The following is an 18,280-nucleotide window of genomic DNA, read 5'->3' on the forward strand; positions in this document are numbered from 1 at the left end:
TGGCCGGGCAGTCTTCTGCCATTCTTATCAATTACTTACATTGAAGCATATGGAGGTCATTGCCATGTCTAACTTATCTGCTCCGCTCGCTAAGCTGTCCCAATGGGATGCGCTTATGCTGGAATCGCTCAAATCCCTCGGATGGCCGGACGAGGAGCTTATACGGAAAGTTGTTGCAGGAGAAGAACTGCCTAAAGACGACAGCAAATTTCATTTCGATTATTCGCAGCTAACGGCCTTTGCCGCAGACAATGAAGCTACGTTTCAGCAGGCTGTGACGCAAGGCTATCAGATCAAATACAATACGATTCGCGGCATTCACAGCTGGATTTTGGTTGCCTTGGGGATAGAAGCGGAGCTGCTTCTGGAGGCTGGCGAGGAGCAGGTTATTGCCCGCCTGACCGCTTCAGAGGCTGACAAGCTTGCAAGCGTCCTCTCCTTCGGCTGGGAAGCCAGCCGCTTGGATGAGCAGCCGACAGAGGATGACCGTGCGGTCTACCGCATAGCCCCTGCCAGTTTGAATGGATCTCATACAGGCTAACAGGCTTAATAACATTAAAAAGGTAGTTAAATTGGATTTCATACAGGCTAATGGAGCTATATTGGCGGAAACGAACAAAATGGGCGAATTAGGCTGTATGATTTCCACTCATGATGATTTATGCGCTTTTGTATGAAAAATAGCATAACTATTTACAACATACACCTTGTTTAACTAATCTTATGTGAAAAATCACATAAATTGACTATCTGGCAAATTGCGAGTTGGGAGCTTCGGTCTTCTGCTCGTTAACTGCGATAATACGACAATACCCAGCACACGCCGTTCCGGTCGGTCACGATCGCCAGCAGTCCGTTGAACGGAGCTTCATACACTTCCGTTTGAACTGTTCCGCTTGCCGCGAATTCGCCGTAAATGCTTAGGAATGTTTCCTCCGTATCGATTTTCAAGAATACCCGCACATAGTCGCCCTTGGCGGACGGCTTCGCCGCCTTCGTATCCGCAAACTTGAGGCTTGCTCCGTCAACAAGCAGATCCGCGTTCAGCACCTCTTCTCCCTGCTTACGCAAAATCGTGATCTCGCCGCCAAAGACGCTTTGATAATACTTGATTTCCTCTTTGCAATTTTCCACTGCGATAAAAGGTTGTGCAATCATCGCTTACACCCTCCCAAATATCATTCGATTATATTGCGAAGCACGTTCTTCAGCAGGCCTATCAACAACTCATACTCCTCGTCGCTCATGCCCTTCTTCGACTTGCTCTTGACCCGATTCAGCGCTTCTTGAACCTTAGGTACAACCTCGTGACCCGATTCCGTCAAAAAAAGCAGCTGGTAGCGGTTATCGGCAGGATCGGCCTCCCTTCGCACATAACCTTCCGCCTCCAGCTTGGCGATCGCCTTCGCGGTAGTCGTCTTGTCGATGAGCAGCTTCTCGCTTAGCTCCTTCTGTGTGGTTGGCTGTTGATTCGCAATCGCCATAAGAAATATATACTGGCCGCTGCCTATTCGATAAGGCGCCAGCTCTGCTGAGATGAACACCTGCATATGGCGATAGATTGCCGAAATGTAATGGCCGTGTGATTCCGATTCCATTGTTTTCACCCTCCTCTCGAATAGAATGCTATTGCAACTAATTTTAGAATACGCCAAATAGGATGTCATTGCAACTAGTTCTTCATAAAAAAAGCTGTGACCGCATGATTGCTCATGACCTGTCACAGCGACTACTCTACTTTTTCAGAAGAAGATACAAGAAGTACGGTCCGCCGATGAGCGCGACCATTATGCCCGCCGGAATGCCTGACGGATCGACAAGATTACGTCCAATCGTATCAGCGAACAAGAGCAGCCACCCGCCCATCAGAACGGCAATGGGGACGTAATATTGATGACGGCGCCCTACAAGTGACTTGGCAATATGGGGTGCCATCAGGCCGACGAACGCGATGCCTCCGGTGACGGATACCGCCGCAGCGGCTATAGCGACGGCAGTTCCTAACAACAGCAGACGGTTTCGGTTGATGGAGACACCTGCCCCTACAGCAACCGCTTCGTCCATCGACAATAGGTTAAGTGCGTTCGACTTGTACAGTGTGTACGGAAGCAGAATGACAAGCCACGGCAGCAGCGCCCATACGAACGGCCAGTCCGCTCCCCATATGTTACCCGCCAGCCACTGCGAGATAAAATCAACCTTCCGATAATCAGCGGATGAGATCAGCACGATCATCAGACCAGACAAGGCAAGGGCAAACCCAATCCCGACAAGCACCAGCTTCACTGGCTGCAGCCCGTCTCTTCTGGAATAAGAGAACAAGTAAATGAGGGCAACCGTAATTAGCGCTCCTACGAATGCGACAATCGGAAGCATATAAGCGAAAGACTTCGGATCGAGTGGCGCATAGAGGAAAAATACCGATATAGCCACACCGGCCCCGGCGTTAATACCGATAATGCCAGGATCGGCCAAGTCGTTCCGAGTAATCCCTTGAAGGATTGCGCCCGACAATGCTAAAGCCATTCCGGCCAACAGCGTTACTGCGATGCGCGGCATACGAATGGAGAATAACACGAGATTTTCCTTAGTCGTACCATTCCCGAACAACGTCTGGAACAGCCGATTGATCGTTAGAGCCCCAGAACCCAGACTCATTCCAACAATGATCGTTGCAACGATGAGCAGCAGCAACGCCATGAAGACGACCACTAGTTTCTTAACCTTCGCATTCGAAATCATCACAGCGTCTTCACTCCTTTACGAACGACGAACAAGAAGAACGGCAGTCCGAGTACGGCCATAATTGCCACAACCGGCGTCTCGAACGGCACATTGAGCGTTCGGCCCAACGTATCCGCCATGAGCATGAATGTCGCGCCCCAGATCGCCGACATTGGAATGACGGTGCGATAATCGGTCCCGAACAGCGCTCTTACGATATGTGGAATCATCATCCCGATGAACGCCATGTTCCCGATAAGCGCAACGGAGGCTCCGGCCAGCAGAATGATCATAATGTATAATACCGCTTTGACGTATGCCGTGCGAATGCCTAAACCAACCGCGGCTTCTTCGTTCAAGCTTAATATCGTGAGCGACTTGGACATGGCCATTGCAACCAGAATCGCAACGATGATAACTGGACTCATCGCTTGAACCTGTCCCCATGTCGTACCGATCAACCCTCCGGATGTCCACATCGTCGCTTCTTTGGATGTCTTCGATAGAAGACTGATACCGTCCGCTACGGCATATAGAAAGGCGGAAACTGCCGAACCGGCCAATACGATCCGGAACGGAGACATACCGCCTTTCTTCACCGAGCCGATACCGATAACGAGGAACATACCGAGCGCGGCTCCGACGAAGCAGACGATCATAATCCCGACATAACTCATCGCCGGCAATACGGCGATAGCCAAGGCGAGCGACGCTCTCGCACCGGCAGTTAGACCGAGAAGCCCGGGGTCTGCAAGCGGATTGCGCGTCAACCCTTGCATGATTGCCCCGGCTACCGCAAGCGCGGCGCCTACAAGCACGGCCGCCACTTCCCGCGGATAACGGATCTCCCTGAGCATCGAGATTTTATCATCATCTCCGCCTTGGTTAGCTAATATTAACCAGAGCTCGCGCAAGGATACATCCTTCGCGCCAAGCAGCATAGCGAGCGCGAACATGACTGCTAGTACCGCTATGCTGAGTATAAGTTTGAGAACAAAAGATTTTGACTTCCGACTAGCACTCATATTGCCATTCCTCCTCCAGGGCATAACGGGCAAGAAGAAGACCGAGACAGCCTCTTTGTTAACTGAGGCAACTCGGCCTTCTTCATCAGCCAGTGCGTTAAGCAAACGCTTATTTCAAGAAACCTTCTTTGAAGATGTTCAACAAGTATTCAAGTGTTATCGGATCGCTGTAAGAAGCAGCTTCTGTATCGATCTCGATGACATGGTTGTTTTGAACAGCCGGGATTTTCGTCCAAGTATCGGTCTTCATGAACGAATTGTCTCCCGTAGCGCTTCTGCTGAGAATGATCCAATCGCCGGCATAGTCGCTAAGAACTTCATTGGAAAGCGTATAGTAGCCAGGCCCTTGAGCATCGGCTTTAACTTTCTCAGGCATGTTCAGTCCCATTGCTTGATAGAGAATTTCCGTTCCGCGCGCCCAAGCGTCGCCGAACACGTAGAAGCTCTTCGAATCCGTCTCCAATACCGACACCGTAGCGTCTGCACCGATTTTTGCTTTAATTTCTTCGCCGGCTGCTGCCGCACGCGTCTTGAAATCGTCAATCCATGCTTGCGCTTCCTGCTCTTTGTTCAACAGCTTGCCGATTTCGAGCTGTTGCGTCAAGTAATCCAGTTTGCCCCAAGTGTACACAACAGTTGGCGCGATTTCCTGCAATTTGTCGATGTTTTTGTTATGTGTACCGGCGATGATCAAATCCGGCTCAAGCTCGATGATCTTCTCAAGACTCTCATCGGATACGACCTCTACACCAGCCAGCTTATCTGTGAAGTGAGGGCTCTTGTTCGTCCACTCGTCTACGCCAACGATCTTTCCATCCAACGACAGGATGTTTGGCGCGTTCGTCAAAGCAACGATACGTTGCGGATTCGCAGGCACTTCTACCGGACCAACCTCGGATTCGTATGTGATCGTTCCGGATTCGGCTGGAGCGTCCGTCGCAGGCGCATCCGTTGCGCTTGGAGCGTTAGTTGCCGACGATCCATTATTTGCACCATTGTTCGCTGCATTGTTACCGCAAGCACTTACGAAAATAACGGACAAAATAAGAAAGATGGACAAAAGAAACTTTTTATTCATTTTCAAACCCCTTTAGCTTAATTGATATTGATTTTCAATTTCATCTGAGTATTAATATAGCTACATTTAATCGGGTTGTCAACGCATAAACGAACTGAAATTTCTGCTTGCACGGCCAATTGTTACAGCTTTTTGTCTTCCCTAGTATTCCGAATCCAGTTATTAAGCCACAGTAGAAAACAAAAAGAACCGGGAGTCACCTTAAGGTGACCTCCGGCCCATCTTCCTACCTTCAACCCGCATACCAATATTAGTTGAATTTACCCGCATCGATTGCGGCTTGCTTCTCGTCGAGAATCTCTTGATAGCCCGCCTCAAGGTACGTTTTCTTAGCCTCTTCATACATGGCGTCGAACTGGTCCGTCGGTGCAAGAACAACCTTTACATACAGCTCTTGGAACAGCGAGTTCAGATCGGCCTTGTACTCGCTGACCTTCTCCAGCACTACGCTGAACATGGCGTCCGGCGTACGGAATTCCGCCGTTTGATCGTAATATTTCAACAGATCCTCAGCCAAATATTCATACCCTGCCGGCGACCAGTTGCGCAGGTAAGCTTTGCGAGTTACAGCAGGATCGGCATATTGCGGACTTTCGATGACAAGTGCCCAATAATCCTTGTTATTGTTCTGCGACAGAACGGATTCGCCTTTAAAATCCGCATTTTTCACAGCGATACCTTCGGCGTCAAGCGTATAGTTCTGACCTTCAACACCGTTCTGCAGGAAGAACAGGTTCTCCGGCTGGCTCATCCACTCGAGATACATCCATACAGCTGCGCGTTCCATTTCCGTAGACTCATAGTTGATGCCCATGATAAAGCCGAAAGGCCAGTACGCGCGTCCCTGCGGCTTGTAGCCTTCAGGAGTGCCTGCTGTCGGAGGAAGAACAGCGAATTGCGCGTCCGGATTGTTGGCAAGAGTAGCCGTAATGACATCCGTATTGCTGGCAAGATACAGACCATAGGTACCTGTCTTGCCCGCAACGAACTCAGCCTTGATTTTGCCATCGTCATTGCGCAGATAAAATTCCTTGTCGATCAGACCTTTATTGTACTGATCGTTCAGGTTGCGTAAGTAGCGCTCGCTTGCCGGCGTCGTCAAATCCGCTACGCCGAGATCGGAATAAAGCGCGCGATCTTTGGCGTCAACCGGCCAATCGCGGAATGCATAGTTGTACGTGTAGTTGTTCTGCAGCAGGCTGCCGGCGCCAGCTCCAAGACCGGCTTCTTTCCATTTCGTCAGCATCTCGTTGTATTTCTCAAGGGAGGTCAGGTCCTCCAACTTCATGCCTACCTTCTCCACCCAGTCTTTACGAATCAAAGTCGTGAAGTTGTCTACAGCCGGACGAGCAGCGAAGAAAAACACATTTTTATCGTCTACCTTGCCGTATTGTTCGATTGTTTCGCTCATGTTTTTCCAATAGGTAGGGGCGTAGTTAGCGATCTCCTCATAATTCAACTCTTGCATGACGTCCTCGCTATAGTATGCAAGCGCTTGCGGCATGTCGTAGTGGAATAGAATGTCCGGCGCCTTGTGGGAAGCGAGCAGTTGCTCGAAGTCCGTGACTTCGCTGCTGCGGGTAATCGGGATAAACTTAACGTTTACGTTGTACTTGTCCCCGAATTCCTTCTGAATCCAACGTGTGTAGTAGTTGTCGGTTACGTTCCAGCCCTCGAATGCGCGTTCATATACCGGAATCTCGAGATTGACCTTCTCCGGAAAGCCTTTGGAGTAATCGGCAAAGGCGCCTTCGGGGCTTTCCGCAGGGGCATTGGTTGCCTTATTGCTGTTGGTTGCCGCCGGCGCATTGGTCGCGTTGTTGCTCCCCTTATTGTTATCCGAGCAGCCTGCTAGAAGAGTGGTTCCCACAACTAAAGTCATCAACAACGATGTGAAGACTTTCATTTTGCTCATCTCTTATTCCTCCGCTATCGTATTTTTAATGCTCCCTATTACTCTTTGACGGCTCCTAGCATAACGCCCTGGACAAAATACTTCTGAATGAACGGATAGACACATAAGATCGGCAGCGTTGCGAATACAACGCATGAAGCTTTGAGCACCTCTGGATTGCTCAGCTGCACTTGCGTCGCTTCCAGCTGGAAGCTCTCGCTGGCCTGAATAACCAGGTAATACAGCTTCAGCTGCAACGGCCGCATATCTACATTTTGCTTAATGTAGAACAGCGCATCCTGGTAGGTGTTCCAGCGTCCGACCGCGTAGAAGAGTGCCATCGTTGCCATAATCGGTTTGGACAGCGGTAAAACGATATTGACTAGAATGCGGAAGTGTCCGGCTCCATCGATTCGCGCAGATTCCTCCAAGCTAACCGGAATGCTGCTGGAGAGAGCTGTTTTCATAATCAACAGGTTGAATGCGCTGAACGCCGGAGGCAAAATAATCGACCACATGCTATCCAGCAAGCCTAGATTGTTGACCAACATGTACTCAGGAATGATTCCGCCGTGAAAGTACAACGTGAACATAAAGATAAAAGTTAGCGCCGTACGGCCCTTCAATTGCATCCGAGACAAAGGATAGGCCGCGCAAATCGTGATGATCATGCCTAGAATCGTGAATAATACGGTCACGATAATGGATACATACAACGACCGCAGAATGCTCTCGTCTTGGAGAATTTTTTTGTACGCCTCGATCGTGACGCCTTGCGGCCAGAGAAAAACCTTATTCGCGATCACGTATGCATCATTGCTAAGGGATTTCGACACGACATGCACGAACGGCAGCAAGCAGACCAGCGAAGAGATCATCACGGTGAGGCGGATCAGCACATCCCAGATGTCGAAGCGCCTTTTGCGATGCATGGCAAGAGTGCCATTGGATGTTTTCATGGTTCGCCTCCTTTCTATAACAATCCGTCTTCGCCGAGCTTCTTGGCAATACGATCAGCGAGCAGCACGAGCACAAGTCCAATGAGTGCTTGGAATAATCCAAGCGCCGTCGCACGGCTGAAGTTGCCGCTCTCGATCCCCCATCGGTAGACCAGTACCGGGATCGTAGTGGTATATTCCGTAGTGGCTTTGTTCTGCAAGGCAAAAATCCGCTCGAATGAGCCCTCCATCACCTTGCCCAGGTTCATGATCAGTAAGGTTACAATCGTGGCTCGGATGGACGGCAGCGTGACGTTCCAAACCTTCCTCCACCGCCCTGCGCCATCAACGGTAGCAGCTTCGTACATCTCAGGGTTAATGCTGCTAATCGAAGCAAGGTAGATGATGGTGCCCCACCCCATACTGTACCAGACCCCGATAGCCAAATAACTGAACAGCCAATGCGTGTCTTCTTGAAGGAACGGGACACGATTCCAGCCCATTAATTCAAAGAGATTATTGACCGCTCCGCTCCCTTGGCCGAGCAGCTGATAAGCAATCGCGCCAATAATGATCCAGGACAGGAAATGCGGCAGATACAGCAGCGTTTGATTCACGCGTTTGAATCTGACGCTTTTGATCTCATTGAGCAACAGCGCAAGCACAATGGGCATTGTGAAACTAAATACGAGGTCGAGGCTGTTAAGCATCAACGTGTTGCGGACAGCGCGGATGAAGTCGGGTTTATCGAATATCTCTTGAAAGATTTGAAAACCGACCCATTCGCTGCCCCAGAACCCCCTTGCGATCTTATAGTTCTTAAAGGCAAGCACGAGCCCTGACAACGGCGCGTATTTGAAAACGGCAACAAAGGATAGTGGAATCAGAAGCAGTAAGTAAAGCTGCCAGTCCCGCCGAAGATAATATGTCATTCTCCGGTTACCCTTTTGTTTCTTTAAAGCGGTTTCATCAATAAGTGAAGCGCTTTCAACTTTCATAGATACACCTCCTCCACATTAGGGCTTCCACGGCCGACGGTTTGTTCGGACATTGGCGGGGTTATGACAGCATCATAGCCTCCCGTCATTCGATCCGTAAATCCTGACTATTGATTGCCCCTGTCATTTTTGATTTTCCCGCGTCACTCCGCCGTTTTCGAGTCTTAAATAATCAATTCTGATTAGCATGAGCAAAAATAATGGAGCAGCCTCCGTTTGTCTTTAGAGACCGGAAGGACAGCTCCACGCCGCTTACTTATCTGTTATTCGGTCAGCCTGCTACAGCAATTCCTGTTCTGATGCTCTTCCATGCTTAAGTGCCTTGTAGCTGCTCGGAGGCATGCCCTCGTACTTGCGGAAAAAACGATTAAAGCTTTGAACATTCATGTAGCCGACCTCGATGGCAATCTGTGCGATGTTCAGCTTGGATTCCAAGAGCAGATGCTTGGCGTACTCGATTCGCAGCTGGTTGGTGTAGTCGATCAGGCTCTTGCCCGATAACTCATAAACGAGCTTACGCATGTAGGAATAGCTGATGCCGATTTCCTTCGCCATATCTTCAAATACGATCTCTTCGCTGAAATGCTCTTCCAAGTACCGAATGATCCGCTCTCCGTAGTTGACCTCGCCTGAGCTGCGCGTAACATATTGAATAATTTCGCCAAAGAAGCCATGCAAATATTCTTCAAGCTCATCCAGCGTATCAAAGGAAGCAATGGCGGAATATATATTACCTTGCCGGGCGAAGAAACGCGAAGTGCTAATATTGTTCTCCCTAAGATGCCTGATCGTTATGCCTACCAATTGGGTGTAGATGAACAAAATATTATCGTAGGAGATGTACTCGACCGACTGGATCTCGCTCCGAATGAACGCCAGCTCTTTCATTATGCTGACCTGATCCCCGTTATCGAGAAAGTTGAGTATCCGCCTCTCGCTGTTCGATGGATATATATACTTTTTGCTTTGCTCGGCTTCTTGCTTCCAATACGTAATACCGCCGCTGCCTTCAATCATGCGATGTTTGATGACTTCCATCGCTTCGACCACTCGATCGGCGATCATGGCGCTTTCCATCGTTTGGCTGCTGACCCCGATGGTAACGGAGTGGCCGAGCAGCTCTGCTGCCGCATCCCTGATTGCGGCAAGCGTCTGATTGATGCCTTCATATTGGCTTTCAAGCTCCGCTGAACCAAAGTTGATGACAATGGCAAAGCAGCCTTCCCCTTGATAGACGCTTCGTGCCTGTACGCCGTCCGCGAACGAACTCTCGCATTTGGCTATGAGCAAATAACGATGGTAATTACGGGTCTCCGGATTGGTCTTGCTCACATACCTTCTATATTGATCAATTGAGACAATGGCGACGAAGTAATAGGGCTCCGGAAATAGCTCAACAATCTGTTTTGCCACTTCGCCCCGCAGCAAATTATGGATAGACAGGCTGCGCGTATCCTGTTCCCGTTCCTGCAGCAGCTTGTAGAGCCCTTCCTCCTCGTCCTGCATACGTCTGAACGCCGCATCTAGGAAAACAAGCTCATTCTTGTCCCCAATAACGAGATTTTTACTGCTTGCGCGGACAACACGGACCAGCTCCCTTAGCGGCTTGGATAACCAGGTTGCGAGAAAGACGGTCAACACGGTTCCTGCAACGATAATTATAATTGTAAGAACGATAATGTTGCTCTGTAAGGAGTGTGTCTTCGTCATCAGCTCGTCCATTGAATAAATGTTAACATTCCACCAACCAAACTGTGGAGAACGGGACCACGTATAGATCAAATGCTCGCCATCGATCTCATGGAACGCATAACCTTCCTTCGAGCCGCTCTCCAGTATGTCTTGGATATAGGGCTGCCGCTTGCCATCTGTAAGCAACAAGCTCTTGTCATTATGCGAGATGATCGTACCGTCCGCTCCCATGAGCAAATAATCATGTTTGCCCTGCTCGGAGGTGCGAAGATATTCCCCAATTTGGCTTTCTCTCAGGTTGACGACTAAGAATCCGCGAGTCGTAGTCAATAAACGGTTCAGCGGCAACACGTAAGATACCACTTTTACCCCCGAGTCCAACGTACGCGGATACCATACGCCGCTAATTCCTCTTCTGCCGACAAATGCTTCCTCGGTCCAATCAATCGACTCATACCTCTCCAGCGTTGTAATGCCCTTGTCGGTGGAAATAACATAGTCGGAATCCCCTAAATAGAAGTAGGACGAGTAAACGCCGTTCACTCTATGATTCAAGTTGAGCAGCTCCAGCAATACAGCTTGCGCTTTGCTCACATTGCTATAGTTCACGTTAAGCTCATTAAACGTCTCGAACACGCGAATGCGGTCGAAAATATTCGTAGCAGCAAGCCTCACTGCATCCTGAGCCAGATTGTTCAGCGCATTCTCATTAAGCTTGCGGTTCGCATTCAGACCGGCCAATGAGGATTCAGCGATAGCGCTCTCGGAGTTCTGCAAAATCTGTCCGCCGCTATACCATGTCAAGATAGCCATTGGAATGGCCATAACGCAGAACAGAATCAGTGCCAACTGCAGCATCATTGGAATTCGTTTCATGGATTCTCTCCCTGTCGCCTCTGCATTCGTATTGCCGCAAAAAAAGCGCTTACAAAATCAATTGAATATGAAGCCGATGAGCTGTCCTAACCTACAAATATTTTACCTGTAAGATCTATAATTTAAAAGGAATTTTTGTAAGTATCACCCATGCAAAAAGCCTGATGGAAGATTAACCTCCCTATCAGGCTATATAGTCAGATATGACTAGATAAAGGCTTTACGGATTCGCGGTCAACGCCTCAATACGCTTATTAATGTCTCCCCGCAGCAGTCCGCCGTGATAGCAAACGACGGTTTCAATCTCGAACGGCTTGAACTTCTCGAGCGAGCGGATTGCCTGCTCCATGTTAACCGTAGAATAAGGAGAGGAACCAAGCAATTCGCCATTATGGATAACCAAGGCATCGCTCGCGATAAGCGTCTTGCTTGCTTGGTGGTAGAGACTGACATGGCCTGGCGTATGCCCCGGCGTGTGAATGACCGTTAACCCGCCGCCAATCGGCAGTGTCTCTCCGTCCGACATCAATCGTGTAACATTCGGCTTGGATGGATGAACGAATATGCTCTCGAACTTCAGGCGCACATGATCAGACAAGGTATCAAGCTCAGCGCTTAGCATCTCGGTCGGAAATTTCAGAAGCGGCGCTTTCCCATCGATCGTGTCTCTATCGTCCTCATGGGCGTAGATCTCGAATGCTGCCTCGCCTCCATCCCCCAAAAATCCCGGCAAGCCACCGATATGATCGATATCCTGATGCGTCAGAATAATCGCTTGAAGCGTCTTTTCGGAAATCCCTGCTTCCTTGGCGTACGCGAGAATCGCCTCTGCCATTCCCGGCATTCCCGTATCGATCAACGTCCAAGTGTGTTGGTCATGAACGATCATAGGATGAATGATCATCGTACGGCCGCCAAGCTTCATCTCCAGCTCCAACATCTCTAGTCCTTCTGCAATAGGCATCATTGCTGCCGAGCCGGCGCGAGGGCCAAGCTTCGGCACACCTCCCTTATAGGTATAAAATAAAACTATTGAGTTCAATATAGAACTATATAGTTTCGTTGTCAACTCTATAACGTTGACCTCTTTTGAATCTCATGTCAATATAGGATGGGGTGATTGTCTACATGACGGATTTAAAAAAAGCGAATGTTCTCGACGCGGCTATGGATTTGTTCCGAAATAAGGGGTACAGCGCAACTTCGATGCAAGATATCGCAGAAGCGTGCGGGATGGCCAAAGCCAGCATCTATAAAATTTTTACATCCAAAGAGGCTCTATTTACAGCGACTTTCGTCGCCTGCCATCAGACGTTGCTTGAGCAGGCCGCCGAACTTGACCGCTCCGGAATGCCGCTTGGCGTATCTCCTAAGGAGAAGCTCAGCCGTTTGATCGAATTTTATCTATACTATATCCTTGAGAATCACTTGTTCATGATTGAATTCAACGAGTCTCCTATTACGGAGAACGACATTTACATAGAGGCAGAGAAGAAGATCAACAACGCCCTGCTGACCTGGCGGAAGGAAATGCTGATTGAAACCTTCGGCGAGCAGCTCGAGCCGCATGTGTGGGATGCCGTCATGATCTTCCGCGGCATTCTCCGCGAATATACGAACGGCGTCTTGCAGAAAGTGGTCTCACAGCCGATCCCCGAGCTTGCGGACTTTATCGTCGATCGCATGGAAGCCATCGTACAGGATATGATCCGCACAACACCGAAGCCGATAATCGGCGAATGGATCGTTGAGCCGCGTCTCATGAACCGTAACGACGAATCGGCGCGAAAAGGAACGGTCGCCGAATTTCTTAAGGCGATGGAGGAGCGGATTCAGACCCTTCCCCTGCCGTCAGCCTCCCTCAAGGAGTTAAGTGAAGTTGTCGGTCTTCTGCGCGCGGAAGTGCAGGCGGAGCAGCCCAACCTCACCTTGCTCCGGGTTCTGAAGGCGCATCTAGAGGCGGTTCCGGAGCTGCGCTCGTATTTGCGGCAGCTTAAGCTGCTGCTAACTTAATCCATAGAAAAAGCCGTGACCTTCGACAAAGAAGGAACACGGCTTTCGTTTATTTCACTTAACGATGCGGATATCTCCCGAACCGGCCTCTCCAATCGTGAGCTGCTCGAATCTCGCATGGGAACCTTCGCTGATCGGCGCTTGGGCAACGACGCCTACCTTCATTTCCTCGGGGCAGTCCATTCCGAAATATCTGACCAGCTTCCAATGCTCCCCGTCCAACGAATAATGGAAGGCAAAGCAGTTTCCGGAACGCGCCGCTCTCAAATAAGGCTGCCTTGCCTCTACCGTGCTGGACACGCAGTCATCCGATGTGTTTCTAGTAACAACGCTTAGGATGGAGGGCTGATTCTCAAAAAACTCGAAACATACTTTTGCCCAATTACGGTCATCGGCCATTATCATTAGGCAACCGGAATCGTATTGCTGCTTCATCTCCACGCTGACGCGCGTTACGATGCTGAAATCGCCTTTTACCCAAGTGTACAGATACGGCGCGGACGCTTTGTTCGTTTCTCCCGATGGATCGATAAAGAAGTCTGCCATTGCGGGCGCAGCCACCGATAAGCTATGATCCTCCTGAAACGTCCAATTGACAGGTTCGTTTATCCAATGCAAACGGGACGATAGGGATTGATTGTAACAGCCTTCAAATAAATTCATCGTATTCGCTCCTAGTAAGTGGGTATATGATTTCGATCCATTCAAATATACTACAAAATTTCTAAGATTTGCACGTTATTCCAATCTGAATGACATCAAAACAAAGAAAGCTAGCTCATCCGCACAGGCCGCGGATAAGCTAACTTTCTTAATGTTATAGAGAGAGCAGCTTCGCAATAACCGTTGCAGCCTCGGCGCGGGTCAATGAGCTTTGAGGATTAAACTTCCCGTTTCCTCCGCCCCGAACTAATCCAAGCCGCTCTACATTCGCAATCGCTTCGATTGCCCAACTTTGCGCGTTATTCATATCGGTAAAGCTTGCGGTTGAGGTATTCCCCGTATTTTTGCCATTCATGTACGCATACGCTCGATTTAGTATAACCGCCATCTCTTGACGGCTAATCTGCGCATGCGGATTAAATTGCTCATTATTTTGTCCGTATATGATGCCTTTTTCAGCGGCAGCGATGACTGCATCCGCATACCAAGCATCGTCGTCCACATCATTGAACTGCCCTTCTCCGGTTGCGGAGAGCTGCAAAGCCCGAGCGATAATTGCCGTAAACTCCGCACGAGTAATCGATGCATTAGGCGCGAACCGCTCGGCATCTACTCCGGCAGCCAAATTTGCAGCGGACAACATTTGAATATAATCGTACGCCCAGTGATTGCGGTTCATATCGGAATAATTCGTTACCACTTCAATGGCCACGTAGGTGTGGCCGGCCAGTAATGCAAGACGATTCGCATAAAGAGCGACATTCGCTTGGACCAGCGTTAGCTTTCCATCGCTGCCTTTTTCATATAGATTCGTATATGCAGACATTCCATCGGCTTGCATGCCAAGCGTATAAGATAACGCGGCCGTTGCAGCGCTTGAAGTTGCTGTAACCGTGAATGCTTTGCTTGCTGCGCTGGCCGTCTTTTTCGAGCTTTGGATTTGCTCCACATAGGCTTGCTGCTCGGCCGGCGTTGCATACTCCACCGTGATTTCAACCGACTCCGCGTCGCTGTTGTCCGACAATAATCTGTTCAGCTCTTGTCCGCTTATCACGATGTTCGGTTGATTAGGCACGGTGATGACGATTTCTCCGTTCTCCAATTGTTTGATCAAGGAGGCCAGTTCGGTTGGAATTTGAATCGTACCGCCATCGCTGCTTAGATCAATGACCAATCTTCCAGATTGGATCGCTGCCGTTACTTCCTTATCCGAAATGACCTTATCCGCGGTTGGCGTCGGCTCCAGGGTCGGTTCCGGCGACGGCTCGTCGATTGGACCCGGCACCGAAGGCCCGCCGGTCTTCGGCTTCGTGATCGAGAACTCGTCGATCAAATCGCCCGCGCTCGTGCGCGCTTCGACGCGAATCTCGTTCTGCGTAATTTTGATAGCGGAATATACGGGAACATCCTCGTCGAATATGTGATTTAAATAGTCGTACTTAATGCCGTTGTAGAATTTCCAGCCAGCGGCGCCGCCATCCAAATAAACGGTGCCCTTATTCGTGCTTTTGTTAGGCTTTCCGTCTTGCATCGGATAAGTGCGCGCGTACACGTGATCATGGCCTACCAGGACCAAATCGACTTTCATCTTCTCTAATATAGGCGCGAAATACGTTTGCGTATACTCAACGAGCGTGTCACGGCCTTCCTCCGTATGGTAGGCGGGACGGTGAAACATCGCGATCGTCCATTTATTGTCGTTTTTATCCAGATCCTCTTGCAGCCAGGCAGCTTGATCCATCATTTGCTCTTCCGTGCCTTCCGAGTTCAGAACGACAAAGTGCGTATCGTCGATATCGTAAGCATAGGCATATTGCATTTGGGATTCCGGTCCGTTCTCGGGGAAATTGGCGCCTTTGGTAAACACGTCCTTCCCTTCGCCCTTCACGTCATGATTTCCGAGCGTTAGCGCGGACGGATACGTTGTGGCATAGATCGAAGAAGCTTTCCAGAACTGCATCCATTCTTCGAGGGCTCCGCCTACGTCCACCATATCTCCGCCGTGCATGACAAATTGCGTAGACGGATATTGCGCGAACGCGTTAGTCATGAGCTCTTGATAGATTTCCAATCCGTCATCTTCTTTCGTATGCGAATCCGTAACGTACAAGAAAGAGGTTGGCGTAGCTTTGTTCTGATCAAGCGTGGAATAGGCATACCATGCCGACCAGTGGCCGTCATAGCCTACACGATATTTGTAAGCCGTGTTTGCCTTCAAGCCTTCTACCCGTACATTATGGAAGCGGATCTCGCCCTTGGTGCCCTTCTCCTTCATGCTAAGCACCTGAAGCTCGCTCTCGGATTGCTGCTGCTTTACATAAGAGGCATTAGGTTCTTCTTCCGTCCCCCAATCGCTCGCAGCGATGTACTGAATGAACGTGTCTTTAGTTGCGGAATTCGTTTGCCATGCCGCGCTCAGCTGCGTGGACATGTCTTCCGCGACATACGTTTGAATGAACTCCGGGGCGTTCATGCCGTATTGCTCGACGACCTCATAGTCGACAACCTTACTGTTCTGATCGCCGAAGACGGCTTGAACCTGATAGGTTCCAAGCGCCAGTGTCGTTAAATCCGAAGTCAGTTGTCCTTCGGCATCCGTCTGGCCCAAGCTGCCTTCCAGCGGTTGGCTGCTAACATCGGCTTCGGCGATATAGCCTGTTGTTTGGCCATCGGCAAATATAACCTCGAACCAACCGTCATCGGCTTCTCCCGACGCATAGTAGCGTTGGCCAGCCGTTGCAACCATCAGCACCTCGGAGGAAGCATCGTCATCCTCGTATACATTAGTCGTTGCGGCGTCAATCGTTACGACCGAGCTTTGCTTCAATAAGCCCGTAAAGTAAATATCGGCGCCCTCATACGGACGATGATTACGGTCTGTAACCGTGAACGTAGTGGTAGTCCCTATTCCAACTCCCGTCATCTCCAGATGGAACGGAAAAGCAATCGTGTAGCGGATGGGCGTAGCGAGCGGCGAACTCGTTTGAACTCCGCCCGATGCCAGCTCCGAACCGCTCATCGTTATGGATTTATAAGCCTCGCCTCGCGCCAGCACAGCTTCGGAGTTGACTCTGAAGTTGACTGTCGCGATATCGTCGGCAACTGCCGCAGATAGCCCGTCAAGGTTTACTTGGACGATTCCGTTCTCATTATCGATATCCGACGTTTGGGTAACGCCGTTGACCGCGTCAACGTTTTCTACTTGCAGCGTATTCGGGTCGTAATTTAATTCGAACTGTGCCGTCTCTGCATTCGCATAATCCTTAATATTTAAGTTGACGGCATATATTTCATTGCTAACTGCCTCTTCGGCGGCTTTCATGAATAGACGCTCGCCAGCATTCATCGTGAAGGCATAGGTTTTCTCTGCCGGGTTGCCGTTATTATCTTTCACCTGAATAGCAAGAACATGATACCCGCCGTCAATACGTTCGCCTGGGTAGGTTAATAGATGGGAGTCGGAAGCATACTGCACGTCGGCCGTAATATCCGTCCCATCCAAATAAACGGACAACGTATCCATGTTAAGGCCTGATTCCGTGTCGGTCATCTCAACCTTCAATTCATCCAGGGGAGCAGTTAATTCGGCATTTTCGACAGGAGCAATCGGTTTAATGACCGGCACGTCATGATCCTCATCGGCCTCCTCATAAATAAACCGAATATCGTCCACCCATATGGAGCCCTTGTTTTTCTTGCTCATATCGGACTGCTTCAATTGGAAAAACAATTCAAGAACGATAGGGCCGGTTTTACCTTGCGGAACATCGGCCTCGATATATTTCCATCCCGTCCAATTGATACCGTTCGTAGCCGCATCGTAGAATTCGGACTGGAAGGAAGAGCCGCTCCCTCCTTGCTCCCTGAATTTCGTCGTTAACAAATGTCCTTCGTTATTGCCGTAAACCCACATTCCTACTTTGATGGGGTAGCCCGTTACCGGCATATAGCTTTGATAACCTACCTCGATTTGGGACGGATTGTCTACGATCCCGATCATGTCATAATCGATTCTGGCGGAATATTGTCCATTCCTTACGTACTTCGCGTTGTCTTCCAGGTGCAGCGTGGCTTCATACATACGTTTAGGATTGAATTTAACGTCGGAAATGCCATCCTCAAAATCTTCAACGATAACGGATGCGGTGCCATCTGCGGCTTGGACAAGCGGATTCGGCCCGAATCCCGACAGTAGCTCTACTCCTAGCAACGTTAATACAAACGCGATTATTAACGTTTTGCGCGATTCTTTTGTAATAATATTCATGTTTTCATCCTCTCTGATCACAGATTCATCGTGTCATTAAGGATTTTAACAATGCATTGTAATGTGAATTCACATAAATTGTTAAGAAATTTTATTATTCTAAGAAAACAGA

At 49.5% G+C, this 18,280-nt stretch carries 14 protein-coding genes; 2 read left to right on the plus strand and 12 right to left on the minus strand.

Annotated features, from left to right (window positions below; all coding sequences use genetic code 11):
* The first annotated feature begins 64 nt into the window (after window positions 1-64).
* On the plus strand, window positions 65-541 hold the full coding sequence (locus AC1DF0_RS29605) for a hypothetical protein (RefSeq protein ID WP_442048229.1): 477 nt from the start codon (window positions 65-67) through the stop codon (window positions 539-541).
* Between the two features lie 248 nt (window positions 542-789).
* Here the strand turns inward: AC1DF0_RS29605 and AC1DF0_RS29610 are convergent, their stop codons facing one another.
* From AC1DF0_RS29610 to AC1DF0_RS29655, 10 genes are all read right to left on the minus strand, one after another.
* Window positions 790-1,158, minus strand: a complete 369-nt coding sequence (locus AC1DF0_RS29610; RefSeq protein WP_442048228.1) for a VOC family protein — start codon at window positions 1,156-1,158, stop codon at window positions 790-792.
* A gap of 20 nt (window positions 1,159-1,178) precedes the next feature.
* Window positions 1,179-1,598 (minus strand): MarR family winged helix-turn-helix transcriptional regulator, encoded by a 420-nt coding sequence (locus tag AC1DF0_RS29615; RefSeq protein WP_477576999.1) that lies wholly within the window; start codon window positions 1,596-1,598, stop codon window positions 1,179-1,181.
* A 136-nt stretch (window positions 1,599-1,734) separates the two neighbouring features.
* Entirely contained in the window at window positions 1,735-2,742 is a 1,008-nt protein-coding gene (locus AC1DF0_RS29620; RefSeq protein ID WP_477577067.1) for a FecCD family ABC transporter permease, read from the minus strand.
* Window positions 2,742-3,749 carry a FecCD family ABC transporter permease gene (locus tag AC1DF0_RS29625; protein WP_477577001.1) on the minus strand — a complete coding sequence of 336 codons (1,008 nt, stop codon included), beginning with the start codon at window positions 3,747-3,749 and terminating at the stop codon, window positions 2,742-2,744. The genes AC1DF0_RS29620 and AC1DF0_RS29625 overlap by 1 nt, the downstream gene beginning before the upstream one ends.
* Before the next feature lie 109 nt (window positions 3,750-3,858).
* On the minus strand, window positions 3,859-4,827 hold the full coding sequence (locus tag AC1DF0_RS29630) for an iron-hydroxamate ABC transporter substrate-binding protein (protein WP_477577003.1): 969 nt from the start codon (window positions 4,825-4,827) through the stop codon (window positions 3,859-3,861).
* Window positions 4,828-5,077: 250 nt separating this feature from the next.
* The gene (locus AC1DF0_RS29635; protein ID WP_477577005.1) at window positions 5,078-6,742 is read right to left on the minus strand and encodes a type 2 periplasmic-binding domain-containing protein; all 1,665 of its coding nucleotides are present in this window, start codon (window positions 6,740-6,742) and stop codon (window positions 5,078-5,080) included.
* Between the two features lie 38 nt (window positions 6,743-6,780).
* The gene (locus AC1DF0_RS29640; protein WP_337100454.1) at window positions 6,781-7,680 is read right to left on the minus strand and encodes a carbohydrate ABC transporter permease; all 900 of its coding nucleotides are present in this window, start codon (window positions 7,678-7,680) and stop codon (window positions 6,781-6,783) included.
* A gap of 14 nt (window positions 7,681-7,694) precedes the next feature.
* Window positions 7,695-8,657 (minus strand): ABC transporter permease, encoded by a 963-nt coding sequence (locus tag AC1DF0_RS29645; protein WP_442048223.1) that lies wholly within the window; start codon window positions 8,655-8,657, stop codon window positions 7,695-7,697.
* Between the two features lie 279 nt (window positions 8,658-8,936).
* Window positions 8,937-11,225 (minus strand): AraC family transcriptional regulator, encoded by a 2,289-nt coding sequence (locus AC1DF0_RS29650; RefSeq protein ID WP_477577007.1) that lies wholly within the window; start codon window positions 11,223-11,225, stop codon window positions 8,937-8,939.
* Between the two features lie 220 nt (window positions 11,226-11,445).
* Complete coding sequence (locus tag AC1DF0_RS29655; RefSeq protein ID WP_477577009.1) at window positions 11,446-12,228, minus strand: MBL fold metallo-hydrolase; 783 nt, start codon at window positions 12,226-12,228, stop codon at window positions 11,446-11,448.
* A 125-nt stretch (window positions 12,229-12,353) separates the two neighbouring features.
* Here AC1DF0_RS29655 and AC1DF0_RS29660 point away from each other — a divergent pair, with 125 nt between their 5' ends.
* The gene (locus tag AC1DF0_RS29660; protein WP_477577011.1) at window positions 12,354-13,238 is read left to right on the plus strand and encodes a TetR/AcrR family transcriptional regulator; all 885 of its coding nucleotides are present in this window, start codon (window positions 12,354-12,356) and stop codon (window positions 13,236-13,238) included.
* Between the two features lie 54 nt (window positions 13,239-13,292).
* On the opposite strand, the gene AC1DF0_RS29665 is transcribed toward AC1DF0_RS29660, so the two are convergent.
* Complete coding sequence (locus AC1DF0_RS29665) at window positions 13,293-13,901, minus strand: DUF1349 domain-containing protein (RefSeq protein ID WP_477577013.1); 609 nt, start codon at window positions 13,899-13,901, stop codon at window positions 13,293-13,295.
* A 154-nt stretch (window positions 13,902-14,055) separates the two neighbouring features.
* Window positions 14,056-18,168, minus strand: a complete 4,113-nt coding sequence (locus tag AC1DF0_RS29670; RefSeq protein ID WP_477577015.1) for an S-layer homology domain-containing protein — start codon at window positions 18,166-18,168, stop codon at window positions 14,056-14,058.
* Window positions 18,169-18,280: the final 112 nt, after the last annotated feature.

This window comes from Paenibacillus sp. 05T425 (assembly GCF_056396205.1).